The sequence below is a fragment of the Paenibacillus phoenicis genome (assembly GCF_034718895.1).
GTDB classification, from domain to species: Bacteria; Bacillota; Bacilli; order Paenibacillales; family Paenibacillaceae; genus Fontibacillus; species Fontibacillus phoenicis.
In genome coordinates, this window is sequence record NZ_JAYERP010000001.1 from 1,825,742 (window position 1) to 1,850,883 (window position 25,142).

A 25,142-nucleotide genomic window follows, 5' to 3' on the forward strand; every position below is an offset into this window, starting at 1 on the left:
AGTGTACAGTAATTGAGTAAACAAAAGAAAAAGCGACTCTCATTTCTGGATCGCTATTTGACGTTATGGATTTTTATTGCGATGGCGATAGGAATTGGCTTGGGTTACGTATTTCCTAACTTTGTCGCCGGTTTGAATGAATTTCAAGTTGGAACCACGTCGATACCGATTGCACTTGGCCTTATTTTAATGATGTATCCGCCGCTGGCGAAAGTACGATACGAAGAAATCGGCCGTGTCTTTCGAAATGGCAAAGTGTTATCCATTTCATTGATTCAAAATTGGCTTATCGGCCCGATCTTAATGTTTTTCTTGGCTATAATTTTTCTCCAAGGTTATCCAGAATATATGGTCGGCCTGATCATGATCGGTTTAGCCCGCTGTATTGCAATGGTTATCGTCTGGAATGATTTGTGCAGAGGGGATGCCGAGTACGCGGCGGGACTCGTTGCTTTCAACTCGATCTTTCAAGTTTTGTTTTACTCCGTCTACACCTATATCTTTGTTACGATTTTGCCGGGATGGTTCGGGTTGGAGGGCGTCGTTGTTGATATTACGATGGTCGAAGTCGCCAAGAGCGTGTTTATTTATTTAGGGATACCGTTTGTAGCCGGAATGATTACTCGCTATTCGCTTGTAAAAGCAAAAGGGCGATCCTGGTACGAAACGGTCTTTATTCCAAAAATCAGTCCCATCACACTTATCGCATTGCTGTTTACGATTATCGTCATGTTCTCACTGAAAGGCGAGATGATCATCCAATTGCCTTCGGATGTCGTGAGGATCGCGATTCCGCTATTAATTTATTTTGTCGTTATGTTCCTGATTTCGTTCTTCATGGGCAAAAAAGCCGGAGCTGACTATCCAGTGACTTCTACACTGGCATTTACCGCCTCGGGAAATAATTTTGAGTTGGCAATCGCTGTTGCCGTTGGGGTCTTTGGAATTCATTCCGGCGCTGCATTTGCGGCCGTGATCGGACCTCTTGTAGAAGTCCCTGTGATGATTGCGTTGGTCAACGTCGCGCTCCGATTTCAGCGAAAGTACTTTTCAAAGGAAGCTGCTTAACATAAACAGGAGGTATCATCATGTCAGATAACAAAAAACTCGTTTATTTTCTTTGCACAGGAAACTCTTGCCGCAGCCAAATGGCGGATGGTTGGTTGAAGGCGCTCGGTAATGATCGGTACGAAGTAAAAAGCGCCGGGTTGGAGGCACATGGGCTGAATCCGCGTGCCGTCCAGGTGATGAAGGAAGCTGGCGTCGATATTAGCGGTCATACATCGGATGTTATCGATCCGGAGATTTTGAATCGGGCTGACTATGTGATTACGTTATGCGGCCATGCAGACGAACATTGTCCGGTGATTTCGAATAAAAACGTCGTGAAGTGGCATTGGGGCTTCGATGATCCAGCCAAGGCAACCGGCACCGAGGAAGAAATCATAAGCCAATTTCGAGCAGTTCGGGACGCGATTAAGTCGCGTGTCGAAAAGTTTCTTGCTGAAGACTGCTAATCTGTCAACATTATCCTAACTTTGCATATTTCAATAAAAAGAGCTATCCCGGAAGCCGTCTACGACGACTTTTAAGGATAGCTCTTCAGGCATTCTTTATTTCATATCATTTCCACATACCATCAATAATGTCCGATAGCTTGATCCAACGAAAATCATTTCCATCAGTGATTCTGATGTTTTTTTGTTGCAGATCGATCTTCGTCACGACTCCGGTTATTTCCGCTCGATTCAATTCGCCAAATAATACTAAAGTGATCTCTTTCCTGAGCTGCATGGATTCAGCAATGAGCATGGAGATCCGTTCCATCTCTTGATCATCTAATTGCGGCCGTGTATTCTTGCGCAAATTCTGCTGGTGCATGAGATAAGCTTCCTTGTGCTCTGGGAGCATCATTCTGGACGATTCGAACAAGCCGTTTCCTTTCAATTTTTTGCTCATTTATAATGTCCTCCAATTTTTTGCGCACGATCCCGCGCTTGGCCCGACGCTTTTAAAGAAGAGGCCCTCATAATCGCGGTGCTTCCGTATTTCTCTTTAATTCGGTCCGTGGTTCTTTCCAACGCTAACTTTACTTCGCGGTTATTGAATAAAGTAAGCTGATATTCCTGGTCGCTTACCAACTGACTTAAAGTGACCCCAATTTTTCGAATGGGTAAACCGTCCCAATGTCGTTTAAATAGTTTTTTCGCTGCATGGAACACCTCATCCGTGAGGTTCGTCGGGTCGGGTAATTTCATTTGTCTGTAGAAGCCGGAAGGGTGATCAAAATCCGCTCCTTGACACCCTACCGAAACCACCCAGCCCATATAGCCTTTCATTCGAGCTCGTTGACATACTAACTCTGAGAGCTCTAATAGGGGAACCATGATATCGTCAAACTCCCAATAATCGTAGGGAAGGGTCATTTGATGGCCGATGGCTTTTTGCAAATCGTGTGTACTTGGCGTTACCGGGGAATGATCCTTGCCGTTGGCAATGAGCCACAGAACTTCCCCGTTCACTCCCCATTTGGCTCTTAATTTGGTCAGGGGAGTCTGGGCCAGCTGGCCAATGGTATATATCCCCATTTTCATTAAATGCCGGCGCATCCGGGAGCCCACCATAAACATCTGATGAATCGGCAACGGCCAAAGCACTTCTTGCAGATCTTTCACAGGCAAGTGAAAAATCCCCGAAGCATTACGTTTGGCGAAATTATCGCAGGCCATTTTGGAGAGCACCTTATTTTCACTAATTCCAATGCGTACACGAACGCCCGTCTCCTTCATGACTTTATCCTGAATGCTCCTCGCAATCTTATCAGGACCGCCAAAAAGCTGTAAGCTTCCCGTGACATCCAAATACTGTTCATCTATGCTGTACGGCTCTACCAAGTCCGTGTAGGATTGATAAATTTCTGTAATTTGCAAGGATACCCTGATGTATTCCTCCATACGGGGACGAATAACCACAAGATCCGGGCATTTGGCAAGTGCCTCTCCCAGCCTCTCTGCCGTAGTGATCCCATATTGCTTGGCAAGGGGACACGCGGCGAGGATAATCCCTGAACGACGCGCGGGGTCTCCTGCAACCACAACAGGTTTGTCTGCATACTCGGGGTGGGCCGCTTTTTCAACACTTGCGTAAAAGGATTGACAATCCGCCAGCATGATGACTCGACTTTTGTTATCGCTTTTCATAGGCCGTCGCTCCTTAAGTCGACATTAAGATACTTACTCAAATATTGATTAAGCTCCGCTTTCACCAAGCTCCAAAGCATGGAAAATCTATGTTGATAGCCCCTGCACAAATAACGGGCTTCAATGCCCAATTCAGTACGTTGTTGCTCGAACACTTTTATTCCTCTGTCGCGCATTTTTTTCCGAAGCAACGTCAAGTCTGCAGTGATCAAATCTTGGGCAGTTCGTAAAGCTCTTACGTATACAACGTCCATCTTTAGCTTTACTGTCCCCAATGCTTTCATGTCCCTTTCCAACACATTCAAAAGAACAGGGAGTAAAATGTATTCTTTGACCAACTGGAGATCTTCTTCTGTCTCCAAGGGCGCTGGGGGCATACCTTTCATGAGAACATCCCCTCTTTCCTCACATCGATCCCCAGATAGGCGCAAAGCCGGCGGATCAGTTCCGCCTTGACCAATCCCCAGAGCATGGAGAACTCATACGTATACCCCCGGCATAAATAGCGGGCTTCAATCCCCAGGTTCGTCCGCCGCTCTTCGAATACCTTCAGTCCATGCTCACGCATGCCTTGGCGCACCCGGGCCAAATCCGCGGCTGCGGCGTTCTGCAGCAAGCGGATCAGCCCCTTGTATACCTGAGGCAGCTTCAACGAAGCGGATGCCAATGCGCGCTGGTCTCGTTCCAGCACATCAAGCAACAGAGGAAGCAGCACATATTGCTTGATCATCTCCGCTTCCTCCTGCGTTTGCCAGGGAATAGGGCTCATGCGTCTCCCTTCTTCATACTGTCTGTCATATGCTCACCTTCTAATCAGAACGTCTGTTCCTATTATACTCATAATACGAACAAACATTCCCTTTCGCAACAGGTTTATGTTGGATAATTTGGCAGAGCGAAAGCATGCCAAAAAAGGCGGATCCCTTGTCCCTTCGGACTTTGGGCATCCGCCTTCCTTTCCTGCTTGCTGCTTATTGAGCTGTTAAAATCAGCGGTCCGTCCGCCGTCAGCGCGATCGTATGCTCGAATTGGGCCGACAATTTGCCGTCCGCCGTACGCGCCGTCCAGCCGTCATCGTCAATCATGATGCGGAACGTGCCTTCATTGATCATCGGCTCAATCGTAAACACCATGCCTTCCTTGAGCCGAATGCCCTTACCCGCTACGCCGACATGCTCGAAGTTGGGCTCCTCATGCAGGCTACGTCCGATCCCGTGACCCAGCAGATCGCGCACAACGGAATACCCGTTCGCTTCCGCATGCTTCTGAATTGCTGAAGTCACATCGCCCAGCCGGTTGCCCGGAATCGCTTGGGCGATCCCCAGCTCCAGACATTCCTTCGTCACCCGCATCAGCTTTTCCGCCTCAGGACTCACCTGACCTACCGCATAACACCAGCACGAATCGCCAAACCAGCCATCCGCCTCCGCCACGATGTCCAGCTTGAGCAGATCGCCGTTCTGCAGCGGCCGGTCGGAAGGGAAACCATGGGCTACCACATCGTTTACTGAAGCGCAGGTTTCGGCCGGAAACCCGTTGTATCCTTTCGTAAACTGCTTGCCGCCCAGTTTCGTAATATGCCGGGCGACGAAATCATTAATTTCCTTTGTCGTGACCCCGGGTTGAATCATTTTGGCGACTTCCCGGTGACAATCCGCAACAATTTGATTCGCCCGTTTCATCTCTTCGATTTCCCGCGGCGATTTTAAAATGATCATTCAGCTCTCACTCCTTCGAGGGTCTGTCGGGTTCGCTCCGACAGCCGATACAATAGCAGGCGCGCAATGTCTGCCGCTTCGTGGTCCAGCGTGCCTTGGCGCAGCGGAGAGCCGGCGCAGCCGGCCAGCGCAGCCAGCAACAATTCCGCCTGACGGACGCCCTCTCCCCCAGCGCCTTGTCCCGCCGCTAAGCTCGCAGTCGCAGCGGTCTCTCCGGAACCCGGCGGCAAACCGCGCTCCAGCACCGCGGCGAACGGCAGCAACACCTCGCGGCGGAACGTCTCCGCAAGCGGCAGTGCCCGGGCTTCCGGCAGCAGCTGGAAGCCATCCGCCGCCAGCTTATACAACAGATAAACGCCGTGATCCTTGGCCCACAGCTTCAGCAGCCGGGTACCTGCCGCAACAAGGGAATCGGCGGCCGCTTCCTGCTCCTCCGTCCTCAGGTCGATCCATTCCCCGGCCCGGTCCATCGCCGTCCACAGCACGTCATGCAGCAGATCCCCTTTATTACTGTAATAGTGGTAGACCGTGCCGTAACCAAGCCCGGCCTTGGTCGCCACGTCCCGAATCTCTAACGTCAGGCCTTTCTCAAGAAACACATCGGCGGCCGCGACACGAATTTGAGCAAGCCGGCGCAGCCTGATCTCTTCATTTTGTTCCTTCGTACGCGGGGTCATCCGCCACAACCTCCTTTTATTTTTGACCTACTCTCATGTCAATATAAAACAAAACATGGAGATTGGCAAGCAGAAATGACTCCCGGCGCTTTGTGCCCCGCTCATGTATCGTTTAGCTTATCTCGCCTGGCCCCGGATCATCCCTCCGAGAAAATAGCAAAAGGCCGCCGGGGTACCGGTCCCCAGGGCCTTATCACCCGTCCCGCCGCATCTCTGCGCGCTTGCTCTAGCGGAACATTCCCCATAAGCGCAGCAAGTGAAGCGTATTCCGCGGGTCGATTCGCTGATCGATGACGAATTGGACGATTTGCTCTTCCTGAACGCCGCTCAATCTTTCGCCAAGCACAGAAGCGGCCGTTCTAACGAGCCTGCGCACCTTAACGCGATCCTGCAAATCCGCGCGGGTGAGGCCGTCGACGACCTGTTTCATCCGCTCTTTGATCGCCGGATTTTTCATTTTCAACTTCACCCGTTCGACCAGCTGCGGACTGATTCCATACTGATAATAGCTGGGCATCGTGACTAGCACCTCCTGTCCCGTCATTTCCGGACTTCAACCCTAATATATGACGGTAAGGCTGTCCATAGTGCCTGAAAATCCAAAAGCACGCGGGAAAGCCGCTAGTTCTGTTTGAGGAACGCCGTTGCCTCATGGGTTTGACTCAACCTGAGGATCGTCTCTTCGTATTGCGTCGAGGCGTACGCGAAGAACAAAATATCGATCATGACCAATTGTGCCAACCGCGAGCTGGACGCCCCGCTACGCAGGGTCGCTTCCGGCGCCTGCGGCGTGTACAGCATCAAATCGGCCAGCTCGGCTACTTTATGATTGCCGAAACGGGACAAGCCGATGGTGCGCACGCCGTACTTTTGGGCAACCCGGAACAATTGCATTACTTCCTTGGTGTTCCCGCTGTAAGAGATGCCCATAAACAAGGCCCCCGGCGGAGCGCTGGCCAGCGCGGCCGCAATTAGATGCTCGTCCTGCAGAGCGAACGCTTGCTTCCCCAGGCGCAGCCACTTTTGTGCGGCATCCGCTGCGACGATCGCCGAAGCGCCTACCCCGTACATATGGATGACGGAAGCCTCTCGGAAGCTGTCCACCACCTGCTCGATCAGTTCGGGCTGCAGGTGAAGCATCATATCTTGAATGGCTTGGAGACTGTTGGAGACCGTCTTTTGAATGACGTTTTGAATCGTCTCCCCGCGTTCGATGTCATAATAGCCTGGTCTTTGCGGTTTGGCATTATCGACCGACAAACGCATTTTCAAATCAGGAAATCCGCTCAGCCCCAGCGAACGGCATAGCCGGGTAATCGCCGCCGCACTGGTCCCCGCTTTATCGGCGACCGCATGGATACTTAAGCCGGAGACTTCCGCCGAAGCCGTCAAAATATATTGGGCCGCCTTTCTTTCCGATTCAGGCAGTTGTTCCAGCATGGCCTCCATTTGCGTAAGTACGCTTCCCGTCGTCACGGTCATCCCCTCCGTATTCCCAATCCGTCTGATGCTATTTCCATTCCCATAAAACGCAAAAGAAACGCGGCGGCCTGGTTAAAGGCAGCCAAACGTTTCTCTGCTGGCTTGTATTATCTATTATGCTCTATAAGCATCTGCTTTGTAAAACCAAAGAAATACGTGAGCAAGAATCCGGCGACATAGGAGACGATCAACCCGGCCAAGTAACCGAGAATCGTCATGCCGATTCCCATTGGGCCTTGAATCAGCGGGATCAGGACGAGGCCGGAAGGTCCAATCGCCACCGAGCCGATGAAGTTCCCCGTCATCGCGAACAAACCAAGCACAGCCCCGCCAAACCCACCGCCAAGACAAGCGGTTACAAACGGCCGGCCCAGAGGCAAGCTGACCCCGTAAATGAGCGGTTCACCGATGCCAAGAAATCCGACGGGCAACGCCCCTTTGATCATGTTGCGCATTCTCGCGTTATGCTTCAGCTTGATATAAATGGCGATCGCCGAGCCGACTTGCCCCGCCCCCGCCATGGCCAGGATCGGCAGCAACGCCGTGTATCCGACCTGCGAAATCAATTCGGCATGAATCGGAATGAGCGCCTGGTGCAAGCCGAACATGACCAGCGGCAGGAACAGCGCAGCGAGAACGAAGCCGGACAGCGGTCCGCCATGGGCCAACAGCCAAGTTGTTACCTGTCCGATGCCTTGAGAGATAATACCGCTGACCGGCATCAGGAAGAACACGGTAACCAAGCCTGCAAGCAACAGCGCAATGGTAGGAGTTACGATGATATCAATCGCTGCTGGCATCCGTTTACGAATCCATTTTTCCAACACAGAGATCAGCCCTGCGGCCAAAATCGCCCCGATGATTCCTCCCTGCCCCGCATTCAGCTTAATTTCACCAAACAGGGGATAGGTATAAGAGATATTCGCCACCGCCGGTGCAACGATGATCGCGGCCACGGCACCGCCAAGCGCGGGCGTTCCCCCGAACTCTTTCGCGGCATTCACCCCGGCAAAGATCGTCAAATACCCGAAGAAGGCCGAGCCAATGACACTAATAATCGGTTGGAGCGTAAGCAGCCAGTCCGCCCCGTTGCCGGAAGTAATCAGGTTATTGATCAAGCCGGCGATACCGTTGATAATCCCGGCCCCTACCAACGCGGGAATCAGTGGAATAAAGATGTTGCCGATTTTTCGCAAGAAATTTTTGAAAGGCGTGTTGTTCTTCTTTTTGAGCTCTGCCTTGATCTCCGAGCCCTCGCGGAGCGTCGCCGTTTGGCCGCCAGCTGCTGCTCCTTGGCCGCCATGCCCCTCCGCTTTCAGAAGTTTGCCAAATTCCTCCGCCACACTATTCACAACACCCGGTCCGAGGATTACTTGATACGTCTCATCATCAACCGCACCAAGTACGCCCTCGATCTGTTTGAGCCCGATTTCGTCAATTTGGCTACGGTCCCGGACCGACACCCGCAACCGGGTCATGCAGTTCGTAAATTGCTCCACATTGTCAGAACCGCCGATGGATTCCAAGATCCGTTTCGCCATAGTTTCATATTTGCTCATTGGGAAGCCTCCTGCTCTCTATAGGATGGGCTTACTTGTTTCTTCAACGTATTGCAGACGCAGACTTCGCAGCCTTACCGATAAACCCTTGGTTCTCCTCCAATTTCTCCAAGGCTACCTCATACGAACATCCTGTCAAAATCATCAGGATCGCTGGTTTCGGTTTCCCTTCGGCAAGGCGCAAGGTGTTCTCAGCGGTTGATGCATCGCAGCCAGTTGCCTCCATCACAATCCGCTTCGCCCGATCGGCCAGCTTCTCATTGGTGGGCTGAACATCAACCATCAAATTGCCGTAAACCTTACCTAAGCCAATCATCGACGCGGTAGACAGCATATTGCAGACCAGCTTTTGCGAGGTTCCCGCTTTAAGCCGCGTCGACCCAGTCAGCACCTCGGGACCGTTCTCGATCTCGATCGCGATGTCAGAAATGGTGCTGATCACCGCATTCTTGTTGCAGCTGATACTAATCGTCTTTGCACCAACTTGCTTGGCGTATTCCAATCCGCCGATGACATAAGGCGTACGACCGCTCGCGGCGATTCCGACGACCGCATCCTTGGCGGTAAGCCCGAGGTTTTGCAGATCCGTCCGACCGAGCTCGGCCCGATCCTCCGCTCCCTCAACGGCCTTGATAAAAGCGTTGCTGCCGCCTGCGATCAGCCCAACCACCTGGTCCGGGGAAGTACCAAATGTCGGCGGACACTCCACCGCATCCAGCAAACCGATCCGTCCGCTTGTGCCAGCCCCCATATAAATCAGCCGGCCCCCTTTTTTGAGCGACTCCGTAATGGCAGTCACGGCCTGGGCGATTTTGGGAATTTCCTTTTTAACCGCTCCGGCTACTTTCGCATCCTCTTCGTTCATCACCGTAAGCAGCTCGGTCACTTCCATTTCATCCAAGCGCATCGTTCGCTCGTTTCTCGCCTCGGTTGTCAGTTTTTCCAGCATATAAGATACACTCCTTTGTTTGCGTCAATCCTAGTTGTAAGTGCTTTCGACATGATTATAATCTATTTGATATTTTATTTCAATATATTACTTTTTTATTGAAATAATATGTCAAATCGTGTTACTTCCTGTTTTTTTAAGTTATCAGAAAGTATAAACTTCGGGGCATTGGCATCCTGATATCGCAAGAAAAACTTCCGCTTAAACGCGGTCTGTCAACTTTGAATGTACATCGATAGACGTTTTTCTTATGATGTATTTTGTGCAAAAAAATAACCGTCCGCGGATCCCGCGAACGGTTTGATGCTTGCTTGCCGTATCAATTTAATCGATCAGCTCACCTTGAAAAACCTGCTCCCGCCGCAGATATTCCCGCAGCGGTCCGTACTCGGGCGAAGTCCAGAACGCTTCGCCCGCAACCAGCCGGGCGGCATCGTCCCGCGCCGCCTCCAGCACCGCGTAGTCGCTGACCATGTCCGCGACGCGAAAATCCGGCACGCCGCTTTGCTTCGTGCCGAAGAAATCCCCGGGACCCCTAAGCTCCAGGTCCCGCCGGGCCACCTCGAAGCCGTCGTCCGTATCGGTCATGACCTTCATCCGCTCCTGACCTACCTCCGACTTCGGATCGGCGATGAGCACGCAATACGACGCGTGCTCCCCCCGGCCTACACGCCCGCGCAGCTGGTGGAGCTGGGACAAGCCGAACCGGTCGGCGTCCATTACGATCATCAGCGTGGCGTTGGGCACGTCGACGCCGACCTCAACGACGGTCGTCGAGACGAGCAGCTGCACCTCGTTCTCGTAGAACGCGCGCATCACTTCGTCCTTCTCCGCCGCCGTCATCCGCCCGTGCAGCAGCCCGACCTTCATGTTCGGGAACGCCTGCTGCATCGACACGTACAAGTCGATCGCGTTCTGCACGTCCAGCTTGTCCGACTCCTCGATCAGCGGGCAGATGACGTAGGCTTGCCGGCCTTGCGACACCTCCCGCTCAATAAAGCCAAGCACGCGGTCCATCATGCTGTGCTTCACCCAATAGGTCGTGATCGGCTTGCGCCCCTTCGGACGCTCCGACAAGGTGGATACGTCCATATCGCCAAAGGCGGTAATCGCCAGCGTGCGCGGAATCGGCGTCGCCGTCATCGTCAGCACATCCGGGTTAAAGCCTTTGCGCCGCAAAATGCTGCGCTGATTCACGCCAAACCGGTGCTGCTCATCGGTAATCACCAGGCTCAGCGACCGAAAAAACACGTCCTCCTGGATCAACGCATGCGTACCAACCACGATGTCGGTGAGCCCCATTTGCAGCGAGCCAAGCAAATCCTTGCGTTTGCGCCCCGTCACACTGCCGGTCAACAGACCGACCGTGATGCCAAACGGCTCAAACAGCCGGGACAGTGAGCGCATATGCTGCTCGGCCAAAATTTCCGTCGGCACCATAAAGGCGCCCTGGTGCCCGGACTTCACCGCCGCGTACAAGGCGATGGCGGCGATTACCGTCTTGCCGGAACCGACGTCGCCTTGCAGCAGCCGGTTCATGCAATAGGGTGAGCGCATATCCTTTAGAATTTCCAGCTCCACCTTCTTCTGGGCATCGGTCAGCTCAAACGGCAGGCTACGCACAAATTCCCGAATCGTGGCGTTATCAACCACATGCGCTACCCCGTCCATCCGCTCGTGGTTCATCGCTCGATACGCCTGCAGCTTGAGTTGGAACAAGAACAGCTCCTCGTACACCATGCGGCGCCGCGCCTGCTGTCCCTCCTCGCTGTCCTGCGGCTGGTGCAGCCGCAAAATCGCCGTCTTGCGGGGCATCAGCCCATATTTGCGAAGCAGTTCGGGCGGCAGGATCTCCGGGATCATCTCCCCGTATTGCTGCAACGCTTGTCCAATCGTCTTACGCATCCATTGCTGCGTAATTTTGCCGCCTACGGAATAGACCGGCTGCAAACTGCCGCTGCGGAGCGTCCCGCGGTCGGGGAACTCCGACTCCGACACCGTCAGCTGGCTGCGGCGCATGTCCCATTTGCCGGTCAGGATAATCTCCCGTCCCGTCGTCAGCTGATCCTTGAGGAAATGACGGTTGAACCATGTCGCCGTAAACATCCAGTCATCGGCGATCATTTTGCAGGTCAGGCGGGATTTCCGCCCGTACCGTTGCAGTACCGGAAGACCCATGATTTGGGCCTGCACCGTCACCTTATCCCCATCCTTCACTTCCGTCAAGGAGCGCAGCCGGTAATCCTCGTACCGGAACGGATAATATTCAATCAAATCATTCACCGTAAAGATGCCAAAGGCGTGAAGCTCTTCTTGTTTAAGAGCGCTCACGCCGCTGACTTGCTTTACGGGGATGTGATGTAAATCCAACTTCATCCCCTCACTTTATAGAGGTAGTTCAAAAACGCATCTTCGGATCACGTAGTTCAGGCGAAGGTGCATATTCGGCGTCGAATCTTGAATTCAGCCGGGCCTAAGCGGATGCTTCCGATGTATGTTTCCTGAGGAAACATTTCAGTTGCTCACGTACCCCTAATGTACGCTCTGCTACTCAGTCCCGGGTTCATCCGACCTAAAGCGTTTTGAAAAAACGCACTTCGGAAGCATATGCTTCGGTGCTCCAAACCTGCCTTTTTGAACCTCTATTGAAACGGTAGTTCAAAAACGCATCTTCGGATCACGTAGTTCAGACGCAACCCGGACAGCAGCCTAACGGAACTGAGAGACGTTATTTATCCTTTTTGCAGCGATTTCTGTGGCTAACGGAACGGAAAGACCTTATTTGGAGCTTTAGCAGCTTATGATCAGCCTTTCGAGCCAAATAAGGTCTCTGAGTTCCGTTACACCGGGAAATCGCCGGGAAATGGTCAAATAAGGGCCCTCAGTTCCGTTAAAATCGTCCAGAGCCACGGCCACGGACCACAGCCACAACCACAGCCACAACCGCACGCACACCGCAACTTCCAAACATCACTTCGCCGGCCAAATAAACGTCGCCACAGTCCCCGGACCTACGTGCGTGCCAACAACCGCACCGATGCTGTTGCGGACAACCTCATGCAGCGTAAAGTGCTGCCGCAGCAGATCCAGGATTTCCTCGGAGACTTCCGGATTCACGCAATCGCAAACGGCCACGTTGATATCCTTCGTCCCACCGAAATCGTTCACGAACAATTCGATAACGCGGGAGATCGCCTTCTTGCGGCCGCGAACCTTCTCCACGGCGTAAATGATGCCTTCCTGGTCTACTGACAGAATCGGCTTAATGTTCAGCAGGTTGCCCAGGATTGCCGCGGCTTTACCGATCCGTCCGCCTTTTTGCAAGTATTCCAGCGTATCAACGAGAAAATACAACCGACGCGCCTTCCCGAGCCGCTCAACCTCAGCTCGAATTTCCTCGACCGAAGCCCCTTGCTTCGCCAGCCGTGCGGCATGTACAACCAGCAGGCCGAAGCCATAGGACGCGCACAGCGAGTCAATGACCGTGACATCTACCGAATGACCCAGCTCTTCTTCCAGCATCTCCTTCGCCAGCACCGCGGATTGATAGGTTCCGCTCATCCCTGAGGAGATATGGATCGAAATGATCGGTGATCCGGGATAGGCAGCAAGCAAGTTGCGGTAAACCTCCACATACTGAGACGGCGAGGTCTGCGAAGTGGTAGGCAGTTCCTTCGATTTGCTCAATTTATCGTAGAACTCTTCCGCGGTGATGTCGATGCCTTCGAGATAAGATTGGTCCCCGAAGGCCAGCCGCATCGGTACGATATGAATGCCGTATTCCGAAACGGTCGCCTGCGGGATATCCGCCGTACTGTCGGCAATAATGATAGCCTGATTCATAAGCATCTTCATCCTCTCATGGGGATTAGGATTCTACCGAAAACAGATAATAATAAATCGGTTGCCCGCCGTTATGGACCTCTACCTCGACGTCGGGATACTCCTCATGAATCCAGGCCACCAGCGCATTCGTCATCTCTTCGTCAGCTTCTTCACCGGCCAGCACCGTCACGATTTCATCGCCGCCAGTGAGCATCTTGGCTAATAAGCCCTGACTCGTTTCCAGCAAGCCCTCTTCGGTGGCCACGATTTTAGAATCTGCAATACCGATATAATGACCTGCCGTAATCTCCAAATCATCAAACATCGTGTCGCGGACCGCATACGTCACTTGGCCCGTCTTCACGTGTTGCACCGCGTTCTGCATATTATCCGCGTTGGCTTCCACGCTTTCTTCTTCTTGGAAAGCAAACGCTGCGGCAATCCCCTGAGGAATGCTCTTGCTTGGGATAACCGTCACGCTGCGCTCCCCTTCAAGCAAATCACGTGCCTGCTGCGCAGCCAGAATAATATTCGAGTTATTCGGCAGGACAAACACGTGCTGAGCCGAAATCGATTGGATCGCCTTCACGAAATCTTCAGTGCTTGGGTTCATCGTCTGCCCGCCGGACAGGACGACATCCACACCTAAGCTCTTGAAAATTTCCGAAATTCCCTGACCGGAAGCAACGGCGATAAAGCCATAAGGCGCCAGCTCATCCGCAGGAATCCCTGCCGGATCCACCGGTTGGGCCGGTTCTGCCGGAATTTCGGCGAACAGCTCCGGCATCGGCGGCGCGGCATCCATCCCTGCAATCAACAGATCCCGGTGCTGCTCACGCATGTTCAAGATATGAATTTGTGTAATTTCACCGTAACGCAGCGCCAGATTCAGCACGTCGCCCGGCGTTTTGGAATGGACATGGACTTTGATGATCTCGTCGTCCGCGATCACGATAATCGAATCCCCATTGACCGAAAGCGCTTTCCGGAACTGATCCTCGTCAAAAACAGCATCCTTGATTTCACCGATTTTTCGATTAATGAAAAATTCCATGTCATAGAGGTATTCGATATCCTCTGTTTCGAGCTTGGCCTGTGCCGAAGCTGGAGCATGCACCGGTACGGCCGTTTGAGCACGCTGCTCTGGTTTGGCAACTGGTGCGGGGGCTTGTCCCAATGTCGCTGCGGCTTCACTGCTGGCGCCGCCTTGCAGCCATTGTAAAAATCCTTCATAAATATAAACAAGTCCTTGACCGCCCGAATCCACGACGCCAACCTGTTTCAACACCGGCAACAGCTCCGGCGTATTCGCGAGCGCTTCCTTCGCTTTGGCCAGCACCTCGCTCATCAATTCCGTGATATCCGTTGTTCTGCGCGAATAATAGACGGCATGCTTGGCGGCTTCCTTCGCCACCGTCAGGATCGTGCCTTCCACCGGTTTGACGACCGCTTTATAAGCGGTATCTACCCCGCTTTGTAGAGCGGCGGCAAATTGAGCTGCATTCATCTCTTCCAATGATGCAGCATAACGGCTAAAGCCGCGGAACAGCTGGGACAAGATCACGCCGGAATTCCCGCGTGCGCCCATCAACAGGCCTTTGGATAAAGTGGCTGCTCTGCTGCCCAAACCCCCGGTTCCGTGATCTTTCAATTCCGTTACGCCGGCGGTCATCGTCAAATTCATATTCGTTCCGGTGTCCCCATCGGGTACCGGGAATACGTTCAGGGAATTGACGTGCTCAGCATGCTCTGTCAGCCGCTTTGCGCCTGCCAATACCATAGCGGTGAAATCTGTTCCAGTTAAAGAACGCTTACTCAATGAAAATTCCCCTTCCTAGCTTGATACGCGTACACCTTGGACTACGATATTCACCTGATCCACTTCGAGTCCAACGATTTCACTTAGTACGTATTTCACTTTGAGCTGTATGTTGTGTGCGACCTCGGAAATTTTCGTGCCATAACTGACTATAATATAAAGATAAATAGCTAATCGATGATTATCCAGGTTCACTTCCACACCCCGGGCCAAATTCTCGCGCCCCAGCAATTCGGCAATGCCGTCCTTCAACTGCTTTCGGCTTGCCATTCCAACCAGTCCATAACACTCCATGGCGGCCGATCCGGCGATCACCTTAATGGCTTCCTCCGAAATATCGATTCGTCCATATTTGGTCGTAAGATTTACAGCCACGCCTATCTCACTCCTTCCATAGAAATTATTATGGACTAAACTATATTGTACTATAAGACCAGAGAGAAATAAATAAAAGAGTCGAACGTCAATAGCTGTTGACGGAGCTTTTTTTACTGTGATATTATATTTAAGTATTGTCAATAACCGTGATATTGTATTGTTAGTGTTATTTTCAAGACAGGTGTATCTGGAACAGGAGGTGTAATGAATGGCTCGCAAATGTTATGTGACTGGCAAGAAGCCAGGCAGCGGTAACCATGTATCTCACGCAAACAATCGCAATCGGCGCTCTTGGGGCGTAAACGTGCAGAAGGTCCGGATCTTGGTAGACGGCAAACCGAAACGCGTATACGTTAGCACTCGGGCTTTGAAATCCGGTAAAGTGACCCGCGTGTAACAGACGGGACGAATTATAGACAAAAAGCACCTTTTCCTATGGAGGTGCTTTTTTACTGCGCTTTTTCCCTTGAAGTCAGCGGCCCAAGCAATCCTTGATGGCGGGAACCGTCAGGCGCGCTCTTCCGCTGCTTGGGGCGGGTTCTCAGGCCCCGCCCGCTAGTTCTTGTGAAACGTGTTCAGTACCGCCTTAACGAATCCTCCCAAAAACTTAGGCAGCTTGAATGTGTAAAATTTCATCGTTCACCCTCCCCATCGTGCTCATGCCTTCACCCATATTCTATGTTTGATGTCATTTACTCGTGTATTCCCGCCACAAAAAAAAAGGCTACATGAGAACCTTCGCTCATGTAACCAATGTATGCGCATCTTGAAGCGCCTATGCCAATCCGGCCAGGCTCTCGCGGATTTCTGCCATCGCAGCACGCCGGTTCACTTGGCCAAACACCGCATTGCCGGCAACCAGCACATCCGCTCCCGCTTCTACAACCAGCGGCGCCGTCGCAGCGGCGATCCCGCCGTCCACTTCAATCCGCAAATCGTTTAAGCCCAGCTCATCCTTCCAGGCCTTCAGCTGCCGAATTTTGCGCAGCGTTCCCGGAATAAACGCCTGTCCGCCAAAGCCGGGATTTACCGTCATCACAAGTACGAGATCGACGTCCTCCAGCACCTCGCGAACGGCCGAAGCCGGTGTGGCTGGATTAATCGCCACGCCCGCCTTAACCCCTTGCTCCTTAATCAGGTGCAGCACCCGGTGCAGATGCACGCAAGCTTCCGCATGTACGGTGATAAGATGCGCGCCCGCTTTGGCAAAGGCCGGGATATATTCCTCGGGCTTCTCGATCATCAGATGGACGTCCAGCGGCAGCTTGGTCTGCGGAGCAATCGCTTGCAGCACCAGCGGACCAAACGTCAGGTTCGGGACGAAATGGCCGTCCATCACGTCCACATGCAGCCAGTCAGCGCCTCCCCGCTCTACGTCAGCGACCTCCTCGCCCAGCTTGGCGAAATTCGCCGACAAAATCGACGGCGCGATATAGATGTTGTTGCTCATGACGTCAATACCTCCGCTTCTTGTCCTTCATCTCTTCATAGAACTGTACATAATGCTCATAACGGCTGGCGGCGATTTCTCCATTGTCCGCAGCCTCTCTGACCTTGCAGCCCGGCTCATGCAAATGGCTGCAGCCGCGGAATTTACAGCCCTCCGCGTAATCGGCAAATTCCCGGAAGCAGCTGGATAACTCCTCGATCCCTAACTCGAGAAAATCCAGCTGGCTAAAGCCCGGGGTGTCAGCCACGTAACCGCCGTTCTCCAGCTCAATCAGCTCGACATGCCGCGTCGTATGACGTCCCCGGCCCAGCTTGAGGCTGATTTCACTTGTCTCCAGCGATAACCCGAGCATCGCGTTAAGCAACGAGGATTTTCCGACCCCCGACTGCCCCGAGAAGACGCTGATCTCCCCAGCCAAACGGGATTTTACCTCCTCGGTTCCCATCCCGGTCACGGAGCTGGTGACAATGACCTCATAGCCGATTGATTCATACATTGCTTTGACCTGGCGAATGATTTCGGGAGTTTCTTCCGCCCCGTCCTCCTCCAGCAAATCCTCCTTGGTGAGGCAGATCAATGCTTGCAGACCAGCGTGCTCGATATGCACCAGAAACTTGTCCAGCAGCTGCAAATTGAGATCCGGCTCCCGCAGGGAGAACAGCAGCACCGCCAGCTTGGCATTGGCGATCGGCGGACGGATCAGCTCGGTTTCCCTTGGCAGGATTTCGTCCACGGTGCCTTCCCCGTTTTCGGTGGGGGAATAGACCACCCTGTCGCCTACCAAGGGAGTAATGCCTTTCTTCTTAAAAATCCCTCGTCCGCGGCACTGGATATAAGCATCCGCTGCCCCGTCCTGTGCCGTCGCCGGCTTCACGTAGTAATATCCGCTTAATGCCTTCACAATCAAGCCTTCAGGCATATCCGCCGGCCTCGCTTTCATATCGGTCTGACTTAATTGCCATTGCCATGTTTGTTTCGTTTACCCGCCTTTCCTTTACCTTGGGCTGCGCCTTGCTCATTCTGGAGCGAAGCCAGCTTACCGGATAAGATCATGCCGGTATCGGGTGGATTATCACCCGAGTTCATGTCCATTGTGTCCTCATCTTCCGTACCGCCTTGATCCGGGAATTGCGGCACAGGTACAGTTCCTTGCTTCGCATCGATGTACGAGATCGGGTAAGTATCCAGCAAGACGCCGTCGCGCGTTACTGTCACGTAACCGTTCTTGTTCGGCGCCAGAACCAGGTCAACCGACAGGTATTGCGGTTTGCCTACCTTTTGCGTGCCCCATTCGCGCCCTTCTCCACGAGCATCCCCATACACGATCGTATATTTGCTGATTTGGCCTTCCTGTGCAGGTGCAGCCGGTACTTGGAACGTATAGTTGATCGCTTCCTGCGGATAACCGGTGCTGATAAACAACGTCACTTTCGAGCCTGGCACCACCAGGTCGTCCGGGGCATAAGGCCACTGTTTCGTTACTCTGCCCGCCTCGACCTCAAAGCTCGATTCCTCTTTGATTCCGTCTTCAGCCAGCACCAGCCCTGCGTCTCGGATCAATTTTTCCGCTTCCGCTTGCGTCTTGTTCACGAGGTCCGGCATTTTCACCTCAGACGGTCCCTTGCTGACCTTCAGCACGATCGTATCCGTCTCGGGATCAAATTCCTCTCCGGCTTCCGGCGATTGGCTGATGATCATGCCTGGCTCAATCTCGCTGTTGTTTTCCTCCACTTTCCGCACGCGGGCCTCGTCTACGCCAAGCTCTTTCAGCTGCTGCAGCGCATCATCATAGTTTCCCGTTAATGCCGGCATTTTTGCCAGCGGCTTCTCCGTGCTCACCTTCAAGTCGATGACTGAGCCTTCCTTGACCATCGTCCCCTCCGGCTTGCTCTGCTCATAGACGATCCCCTCGTCCACGCCTTCTTTGTATTCCCGGGTGATCTCCCCAACGGCAATCCCTTTATCGGTCAGGGTCTGAATCGCCTGTTCCTCGTGCAGATTAAGCACGTTTGGCACCGCGACTTCTGGGACGGTCACCAATTTCGTCACGTACCAGGCAACGCCGGCCAAGGCAAGCAGGACGACCAGCGTCAGGCTGACCCAAAGCGCCGGCTTGCTCCAAGCCTTTTTCTTAGGAGCGCTCTCCCGTTCCTCCACCATCGCCGCTCCGCTGTCGCGGGACAGTTTGGACGGCCCTGCCGCCACACCTTGAGGTTGATGCTGCGGACGGATCGCCGGAATGATTCGCGTGCTGTCTTCGTCATGATCATCTATAAAGGCCAATTTCGATTCCATTCTTCGTTCCGGCAACAAGCAGGTTTCCAGGTCGCGCAGCATCTCTTTGGCAGACTGGTAGCGTTCGTTCGGATTTTTCCGCATCGATTTCAAGATGATGTTCTCCACGCTTTGCGGAATCATCGGATTCACCATACGCGGCTCATCGAATTGCTCCTGCAAATGCTTTAATGCTACGCTGATTGGGCTTTCACCAAGGAACGGCAACCGACCGGTCAGCATCTGGTACAACACGATCCCCAGCGAGTACAGGTCGGATTTCTCCCCAGTGGCTACGCCTTTCGCATGCTCCGGCGAGAAATAATGCACCGAGCCCACCACTGAGCCGGTTTGCGTAATGGTCGCCGACGTGACGGCACGGGCAATCCCGAAATCGGTCACTTTGACGCGTCCGTTTCGTCCAATCAATATGTTATGAGGTTTGATATCCCGGTGAATAATTTGGTTATGATGGGCGTGGTCCAGCGCATCGGCGATTTGCGACGCAATGCGAACGGCTTCTTCAACCTGCAGCGGGGCCCGCTCCTTAATAATTTCGTTGAGATTCTGCCCTTCAACGTATTCCATCACGATGTAATGGATCTCATCTTCTTGTCCAACGTCATACACGCTGACGATATTCGGGTGCGACAAGGATGCAGCAGACTGCGCCTCCCGGCGGAAACGCCGGATAAATTCCTCGTCGTTCACAAATTGTTGACGCAGCACTTTGATGGCCACGTAGCGGTTCAGCAGCAGGTCCTGCGCTTTGTAGACAAGCGCCATGCCCCCTCCGCCGATCCTCTCGATAATTTGATAACGACCGCCCAATTCGTGTCCGATCATGAATTCCACTCCTTTTTGCCCGACCCGGCATCCTCATGTTGTTCCAGCAGGGCAACGCTAATGTTATCGTCGCCTCCTGCGCTTAGCGCCAGCTGGAGCAATCGGTCGGCCCGGCCCTGTAACCCAAGATCTTCTGAGCCAAGCGTCAGAGCCATTTGTTCCGGTGTCACGTAGTTGCTGAGCCCGTCGCTGCAGAGCAGCAAAATATCCCCCGGCTCCAGCGATACCCGGTTCATGTCGACCTCGACTTGCTCATCGGTTCCCAGCGCGCGGGTCACGACATTCCGATGCGGATGCACCGTTGCCTCCTCAGCGCTGATCTGATTGTTCTTGAGCAGCTCGTTGACCAGCGAGTGGTCATCCGTCAATTGGATGAGCTGGCCCTGCCGGAAATGGTAGGCCCGGCTGTCGCCGATATGAGCGATTACGCCGTCGCGGCCTGCAAAGATCCCAGCGACAACCGTGGTGCCCATACTATGGTATTCCACATGCTCTGACGCTTTGCGGAATACGGCTTCGTTGGCGTGAAGAATCGCCTTCTTCAATTCTTCCCCGCAAGCCTCCACCGACAATCCTGTCGGCAGCGCCCCCAAATCCTCGGTAATGGTCTCAACCGCCATGCGGCTGGCAATGTCTCCAGCCTGATGGCCGCCCATTCCGTCCGCGACAATCGCCAGCGTGTATCCCGATTCCAGCTGGTCCACCCATGTGCAGTCCTCATTGACGGAACGGACTCGTCCCACATCACTTACAAAAACACAATTCATCATATTCGCTCACCTCGCACCAGACTCCATGTGCTTCGCCCGCAGTTGTCCGCAGGCAGCGGCAATATCATGGCCTTGCTCCCGGCGGATCGTCACATTGATGCCTTTATCCGCCAGTATGCGCTGAAACTTAAAAATATCGTTACGCGACGTTCTCACGTATTTGCGCTCCGGCACATAGTTGACCGGAATCAAATTGACGTGGCAAAGCATATCCTTGATCACGTCGGCCAGTTCCTCCGCATGCTCCGGCTGGTCATTCACCCCGCCGATCAGCGCGTACTCGAACGTAATGCGGCGGCCGGTTTTGGCGATGTAGTAGCGGAGCGCCTCCATCACGTCGTCAAACGGAAAGCGCCGGTTGACCGGCATCAACTTCGAGCGGAGCGCATCATTTGGCGCATGGATCGAGATCGCCAAGTTAATTTGCGTGTTCTCGTCCGCAAACCGGTAAATGTTCGGGACAATCCCGCTCGTTGATACAGTAATATGCCGTTGTCCGATGTTCAAGCCCTTTTCATGGATCATAATCCGTAAAAATTTCATCGTGGCATCATAGTTTTCAAATGGCTCGCCGGTCCCCATGATCACGATGCTGCTGACGCGTTCGCCTTTGGCGTCCAGAATCTTTTGCGCCTGCACGACCTGGGCGACGATTTCTCCCGGCGTCAGATTCCGCTTCAGCCCCCCTAATGTCGAGGCACAAAACGTACAGCCGACCTTGCAGCCGACCTGGGTGGTCACGCAGATGCTGTTGCCGTAGTTATGCTTCATAATGACCGTTTCAATAGCATGATCATCATGCAGCCCGAACAGGAACTTCACCGTTCCGTCCTTGGATTCCAGCTTCGTAATCTCCTGCAGCGTAACGAACGCAAATTCGTCAGCCAGCTTCTGCCGAAGCGCCTTGGACAGGTTGGTCATCTCATCGAAGGAGCTGACGCGTTTCACGTACAGCCAATCGAAGATCTGTCCGCCGCGAAACGCAGGTTCTCCCTGCGATACGGCCCATTCCTGTAATTCTTCCAACGTATAATCATATATAAAAGGTTTCATTTTCACACACCTGTCCATATCTATTTTGAAAAGTTGCCCACTCATTCTTCCCATTTTATCATAAATTGACTTCCGACTAAAGTCGACCTTCCCGCCGCAGCGGCGCAAAAAGGCCAAGCCCGCCGTTTCGAGCGGCTGCTTGACCTTGTCATGTCAATCCTTCTCTATCAACTTCCTGCGGAGTCGAGCAATATAAAATCCGTCCGAATGGGCGTCCTGAGGCAAAATCTGCAGCCCAGCCTCGACCCGCCCAGCGGCAGCTGCCAAAGCACCGCGCTCCTTCCAGCTGATCGGCTCATCCGCCAGCTCGAATTCCGGATGGCGGCTCAGGAAGGAGGCGACCATCTCGGCATTTTCGCGCGGTTCAATCGTGCAAGTGCTGTAGACGAGCAAGCCGCCCGGCTTCAGCAGCCCGCTCACCGAGTCGAGCAAAGTCCGCTGGACGCCGGCGATCTCCGTCACGTCCTCCGGCTTCTTCGCCCACTTCAAATCCGGCTTGCGGCGGATCACGCCAAGTCCGGAACAAGGAACGTCCAGCAAAATCCGGTCGAAGGAAGCTGCCTTCAGCCGCTCCGCGAGTTGCAGGGCGTCGCCCGATAACGTATCCACGTTGTCCAGCCCTAGCCGCTTGGCATGGTCCTCGATCAGCTTCGCCTTGTGCGGATGGATGTCGTTCGCCAGCACCCGGCCGCGGCCCTCCATGATCTCAGCGATATGGCATGTCTTGCCGCCGGGCGCAGCGCAGCAGTCCAGTACATTCATCCCCGGCTGCGGATCCAACGCTTCGGCAACGAGCATAGAGCTTTCGTCCTGTACGGAAATCAAGCCTTCCCGGTACCAGGAGGTCAGCGCCATATTGCCGCCGCTGTGGACCACAATGCCGTCCGGCGAGATCGGCGAGGCCGAGGCTCGCAGCCCTTGCTCTTCCATGAGGCGCAGCACCTCGTCCCGGCTCGCTTTCGTGCGATTAACCCGAACGCTGACCGAAGGCGGCTCATTGTTGGCACGGCAAATCGCTTCTGCGGCAGATTCGCCGTATTGCTGGATCCAGAGCGCGACCATCCATTCCGGATGGGAATGCTCCAGGGCGATGCGCTGCACAGGGTCCAGCCCCTCCGGCAAACGCAGCTCCTCTTTGCGGCGCAGCACGTTGCGAAGCACGCCGTTCACCATGCCGGAAATCCCCTGATGTCCCTTGCGTTTCGCCAGGTTCACCGCTTCGTTCACGGCCGCATGCGGAGGGATCCGGTCCAGATATTGCAGCTGATAGAAGCTGAGCCGGAGCAGATTTCGCACCCAAGGCGCTAATTTCGCCAGCCCCTTCGTCACAAACTGCTCGAGAAAATAATCGATCGTGTTAAGCCGCTGAATGGTGCCGTAGACCAGCTCGGTTGCAAGACCTGCATCCGGTCCGGTTAATCCGGACCTTTGCAGCGCCCCGTTGAGCAGCAGATTGCTGTAGGCGCCCTCCTGCTCAACGGCGGTCAGCACCTGCAGCGCTACGCTGCGGGCCGACGCAGCCGCCTGATTTCGGCCCCGCCCGCAGGATGAAGGCGTGCCAGACGGCTGAACCGAACCCTGGCCGCGGCTGGCTTGTCCAGCTGCTTTCGCACCGGTTCCAGGTCCCTTGCCTCCGCCCGAGCCTAAACCCGGCCGCTTTCCTGCGCCGCTCATGACAAGACCGTCCCGACTTGCATCACGCCGCCGCGAATGAAATCGCTGGCCTCCATCGCCTTCTTGCCTGCGGGCTGAACCCGAGTCAGCCATACCGCGCCGTCCCCGGTTTTCACTTTGATGCCCTGTGACGAAAGCTCAAGCACCGTCCCCGGCGCTGGTTCAGACGTCGACGCGGCCCCGCCCGCAGAAGTTCCTGCCTCCGCAGGCTTGGCCACCGCCCAAACCTTAAATACCTCACCGTTCCAAGTCGTAAACCCGCCGGCAAAAGGCACCAGCCCCCGCACGCGATCATAAATTTGCCGCGAGGTCGCGCTCCAATCGATGCGCTCATCCTCCCGTGTCAGATTTGGTGCATAAGTCGCTTCCGCATCGTTCTGCGGAATCCGCTCCGCCTTACCCTCAAGGATCAGCGGAAGCTGCTCCAGCAGCAGCCGCGCCCCGGCTTCGCTCAGCTTCTCGAACAACGTCCCCGACGTATCCTCATCGTCGATCGGCACCACCGTCTTGGCGATCATATCGCCGGTGTCAAGCCCCTCGGCCATGTACATCAAGGTGATGCCCGTTTCTTTCTCGCCGCCCATAATCGCCCGTTGGATCGGTGCCCCGCCGCGGTATTTCGGCAGCAGCGAGCCGTGCACGTTCAGGCAGCCGTACTTCGGCAGGTCCAGCACGCCCTTCGGCAGAATTTGCCCGTACGCCGCAGTGACGATCAAATCGGGCTGCAAAGCGGCGACCTCGGCCACCGCCTCCGGCGCACGCATCCGCGCCGGCTGCAGCACGGGAAGCCCATGACGCAAAGCGGCTTCCTTGACCGGCGTTGGCGTCAGCACTTTTTTGCGCCCCTGCGGCCGATCCGGCTGCGTGACCACGCCTACGACGTTGTACCCTTCGCGCAGCAGTCCTTCCAGCGAAGGCACCGCAAACGCTGGCGTCCCCATAAATACGATATTCATCGGGCGCTGTTCACTCCTTCTCTTCACCCTCAGGGGTAATCTCGTACACTCTTTCCGCAATGTCCGTATACAATACGCCGTTCAGATGGTCGATTTCATGCTGGAACGCGCGCGCCAGCAGCTCGGAGCCCGTATAAGTCACTTCGTTGCCATTGCGGTCCAGCCCTTTGACGGTGACGGTCATGGCACGGCGAACATCTCCGCGATACCCCGGAATGCTGAGGCAGCCTTCCGGTCCGAATTGCTCGCCTTCCTTGGACACGATCTCGGGATTGATCAGCTCAATCAGCCCGTGCTCATCGCCGACATCAACCACGATCACCCGCTTGAGGATGCCGATTTGCGGTGCAGCCAGACCTACGCCCTCCGCGTCGTACATCGTATCCGCCATATCCGTCAACAGTTTTTGAATATTAGGCGTAATCTTCTTCACTTCTTTAGCTACCTGATGTAGCACTTCATCCGGTTCCTTAACAATAATCCGAATCGCCATGATGGCACTCCCTTTCCCG

General features: G+C 54.1%; 26 protein-coding genes. 3 read left to right on the top strand and 23 right to left on the bottom strand.

Features of this window, described 5'->3' with window-relative positions; translation table 11 throughout:
* Nucleotides 1-12 precede the first annotated feature (12 nt).
* Both arsB and arsC read left to right on the top strand, forming a co-directional pair.
* Nucleotides 13-1,068, top strand: coding sequence for an ACR3 family arsenite efflux transporter (arsB, locus tag U9M73_RS08670; protein ID WP_016311640.1), 1,056 nt, complete (start codon nucleotides 13-15; stop codon nucleotides 1,066-1,068).
* Between the two features lie 20 nt (nucleotides 1,069-1,088).
* On the top strand, nucleotides 1,089-1,517 hold the full coding sequence (arsC, locus tag U9M73_RS08675; protein WP_016311639.1) for an arsenate reductase (thioredoxin): 429 nt from the start codon (nucleotides 1,089-1,091) through the stop codon (nucleotides 1,515-1,517).
* A gap of 106 nt (nucleotides 1,518-1,623) precedes the next feature.
* Here the strand turns inward: arsC and U9M73_RS08680 are convergent, their stop codons facing one another.
* From U9M73_RS08680 to U9M73_RS08745, 14 genes are all read right to left on the bottom strand, one after another.
* Nucleotides 1,624-1,959, bottom strand: a complete 336-nt coding sequence (locus U9M73_RS08680; RefSeq protein WP_323076858.1) for a YolD-like family protein — start codon at nucleotides 1,957-1,959, stop codon at nucleotides 1,624-1,626.
* Complete coding sequence (locus U9M73_RS08685) at nucleotides 1,956-3,200, bottom strand: DNA polymerase IV (RefSeq protein WP_323076859.1); 1,245 nt, start codon at nucleotides 3,198-3,200, stop codon at nucleotides 1,956-1,958. Before U9M73_RS08685 ends, U9M73_RS08680 begins: the two co-directional genes overlap by 4 nt.
* Nucleotides 3,197-3,586 carry a YhjD family protein gene (locus U9M73_RS08690; RefSeq protein ID WP_260070905.1) on the bottom strand — a complete coding sequence of 130 codons (390 nt, stop codon included), beginning with the start codon at nucleotides 3,584-3,586 and terminating at the stop codon, nucleotides 3,197-3,199. The genes U9M73_RS08685 and U9M73_RS08690 overlap by 4 nt, the downstream gene beginning before the upstream one ends.
* Complete coding sequence (locus U9M73_RS08695; RefSeq protein ID WP_323076860.1) at nucleotides 3,583-3,969, bottom strand: YhjD family protein; 387 nt, start codon at nucleotides 3,967-3,969, stop codon at nucleotides 3,583-3,585. Before U9M73_RS08695 ends, U9M73_RS08690 begins: the two co-directional genes overlap by 4 nt.
* Before the next feature lie 202 nt (nucleotides 3,970-4,171).
* Complete coding sequence (gene map / locus U9M73_RS08700) at nucleotides 4,172-4,918, bottom strand: type I methionyl aminopeptidase (protein WP_323076861.1); 747 nt, start codon at nucleotides 4,916-4,918, stop codon at nucleotides 4,172-4,174.
* Complete coding sequence (locus U9M73_RS08705) at nucleotides 4,915-5,595, bottom strand: TetR/AcrR family transcriptional regulator (RefSeq protein ID WP_323076862.1); 681 nt, start codon at nucleotides 5,593-5,595, stop codon at nucleotides 4,915-4,917. Before U9M73_RS08705 ends, map begins: the two co-directional genes overlap by 4 nt.
* Nucleotides 5,596-5,821: 226 nt before the next feature.
* Nucleotides 5,822-6,112, bottom strand: a complete 291-nt coding sequence (locus U9M73_RS08710) for a stage VI sporulation protein F (protein WP_009225267.1) — start codon at nucleotides 6,110-6,112, stop codon at nucleotides 5,822-5,824.
* 104 nt (nucleotides 6,113-6,216) lie between these two features.
* The gene (locus U9M73_RS08715) at nucleotides 6,217-7,071 is read right to left on the bottom strand and encodes a MurR/RpiR family transcriptional regulator (protein ID WP_323076864.1); all 855 of its coding nucleotides are present in this window, start codon (nucleotides 7,069-7,071) and stop codon (nucleotides 6,217-6,219) included.
* A gap of 113 nt (nucleotides 7,072-7,184) precedes the next feature.
* The gene (locus U9M73_RS08720; protein ID WP_323076866.1) at nucleotides 7,185-8,636 is read right to left on the bottom strand and encodes a PTS transporter subunit EIIC; all 1,452 of its coding nucleotides are present in this window, start codon (nucleotides 8,634-8,636) and stop codon (nucleotides 7,185-7,187) included.
* A 43-nt stretch (nucleotides 8,637-8,679) separates the two neighbouring features.
* The gene (murQ, locus tag U9M73_RS08725) at nucleotides 8,680-9,585 is read right to left on the bottom strand and encodes an N-acetylmuramic acid 6-phosphate etherase (RefSeq protein WP_323076867.1); all 906 of its coding nucleotides are present in this window, start codon (nucleotides 9,583-9,585) and stop codon (nucleotides 8,680-8,682) included.
* Nucleotides 9,586-9,909: 324 nt separating this feature from the next.
* Nucleotides 9,910-11,961: an ATP-dependent DNA helicase RecG gene (gene recG / locus U9M73_RS08730; RefSeq protein WP_260070899.1), complete on the bottom strand. Its 2,052-nt coding sequence runs from the start codon at nucleotides 11,959-11,961 to the stop codon at nucleotides 9,910-9,912.
* 594 nt (nucleotides 11,962-12,555) lie between these two features.
* On the bottom strand, nucleotides 12,556-13,428 hold the full coding sequence (locus tag U9M73_RS08735) for a DegV family protein (RefSeq protein WP_323076868.1): 873 nt from the start codon (nucleotides 13,426-13,428) through the stop codon (nucleotides 12,556-12,558).
* Nucleotides 13,429-13,453: 25 nt separating this feature from the next.
* Entirely contained in the window at nucleotides 13,454-15,229 is a 1,776-nt protein-coding gene (locus U9M73_RS08740; protein ID WP_323076869.1) for a DAK2 domain-containing protein, read from the bottom strand.
* A gap of 15 nt (nucleotides 15,230-15,244) precedes the next feature.
* Nucleotides 15,245-15,604, bottom strand: a complete 360-nt coding sequence (locus U9M73_RS08745; protein ID WP_009225260.1) for an Asp23/Gls24 family envelope stress response protein — start codon at nucleotides 15,602-15,604, stop codon at nucleotides 15,245-15,247.
* A 211-nt stretch (nucleotides 15,605-15,815) separates the two neighbouring features.
* Between U9M73_RS08745 and rpmB the strand changes: the two genes are divergently transcribed.
* Nucleotides 15,816-16,004 (top strand): 50S ribosomal protein L28, encoded by a 189-nt coding sequence (rpmB, locus tag U9M73_RS08750; RefSeq protein WP_009225259.1) that lies wholly within the window; start codon nucleotides 15,816-15,818, stop codon nucleotides 16,002-16,004.
* Between the two features lie 158 nt (nucleotides 16,005-16,162).
* Here the strand turns inward: rpmB and spoVM are convergent, their stop codons facing one another.
* From spoVM to def, 9 genes are all read right to left on the bottom strand, one after another.
* Nucleotides 16,163-16,243 (bottom strand): stage V sporulation protein SpoVM, encoded by an 81-nt coding sequence (gene spoVM / locus U9M73_RS08755; RefSeq protein ID WP_036621610.1) that lies wholly within the window; start codon nucleotides 16,241-16,243, stop codon nucleotides 16,163-16,165.
* A gap of 139 nt (nucleotides 16,244-16,382) precedes the next feature.
* Entirely contained in the window at nucleotides 16,383-17,057 is a 675-nt protein-coding gene (rpe, locus tag U9M73_RS08760) for a ribulose-phosphate 3-epimerase (protein ID WP_323076874.1), read from the bottom strand.
* Between the two features lie 4 nt (nucleotides 17,058-17,061).
* Nucleotides 17,062-17,976, bottom strand: a complete 915-nt coding sequence (gene rsgA, locus U9M73_RS08765; RefSeq protein WP_009225257.1) for a ribosome small subunit-dependent GTPase A — start codon at nucleotides 17,974-17,976, stop codon at nucleotides 17,062-17,064.
* Between the two features lie 32 nt (nucleotides 17,977-18,008).
* Nucleotides 18,009-20,177, bottom strand: coding sequence for a Stk1 family PASTA domain-containing Ser/Thr kinase (gene pknB, locus U9M73_RS08770; RefSeq protein WP_009225256.1), 2,169 nt, complete (start codon nucleotides 20,175-20,177; stop codon nucleotides 18,009-18,011).
* Entirely contained in the window at nucleotides 20,174-20,947 is a 774-nt protein-coding gene (locus tag U9M73_RS08775) for a Stp1/IreP family PP2C-type Ser/Thr phosphatase (protein ID WP_009225255.1), read from the bottom strand. The genes pknB and U9M73_RS08775 overlap by 4 nt, the downstream gene beginning before the upstream one ends.
* Before the next feature lie 6 nt (nucleotides 20,948-20,953).
* Complete coding sequence (gene rlmN / locus U9M73_RS08780) at nucleotides 20,954-22,000, bottom strand: dual-specificity RNA methyltransferase RlmN (protein ID WP_009225254.1); 1,047 nt, start codon at nucleotides 21,998-22,000, stop codon at nucleotides 20,954-20,956.
* 153 nt (nucleotides 22,001-22,153) lie between these two features.
* Nucleotides 22,154-23,674 (bottom strand): 16S rRNA (cytosine(967)-C(5))-methyltransferase RsmB, encoded by a 1,521-nt coding sequence (rsmB, locus tag U9M73_RS08785; protein WP_323076880.1) that lies wholly within the window; start codon nucleotides 23,672-23,674, stop codon nucleotides 22,154-22,156.
* Nucleotides 23,671-24,630: a methionyl-tRNA formyltransferase gene (gene fmt / locus U9M73_RS08790; protein WP_036645260.1), complete on the bottom strand. Its 960-nt coding sequence runs from the start codon at nucleotides 24,628-24,630 to the stop codon at nucleotides 23,671-23,673. Before fmt ends, rsmB begins: the two co-directional genes overlap by 4 nt.
* Nucleotides 24,631-24,640: 10 nt before the next feature.
* The gene (def, locus tag U9M73_RS08795) at nucleotides 24,641-25,123 is read right to left on the bottom strand and encodes a peptide deformylase (protein WP_009225251.1); all 483 of its coding nucleotides are present in this window, start codon (nucleotides 25,121-25,123) and stop codon (nucleotides 24,641-24,643) included.
* Nucleotides 25,124-25,142 lie beyond the last annotated feature (19 nt).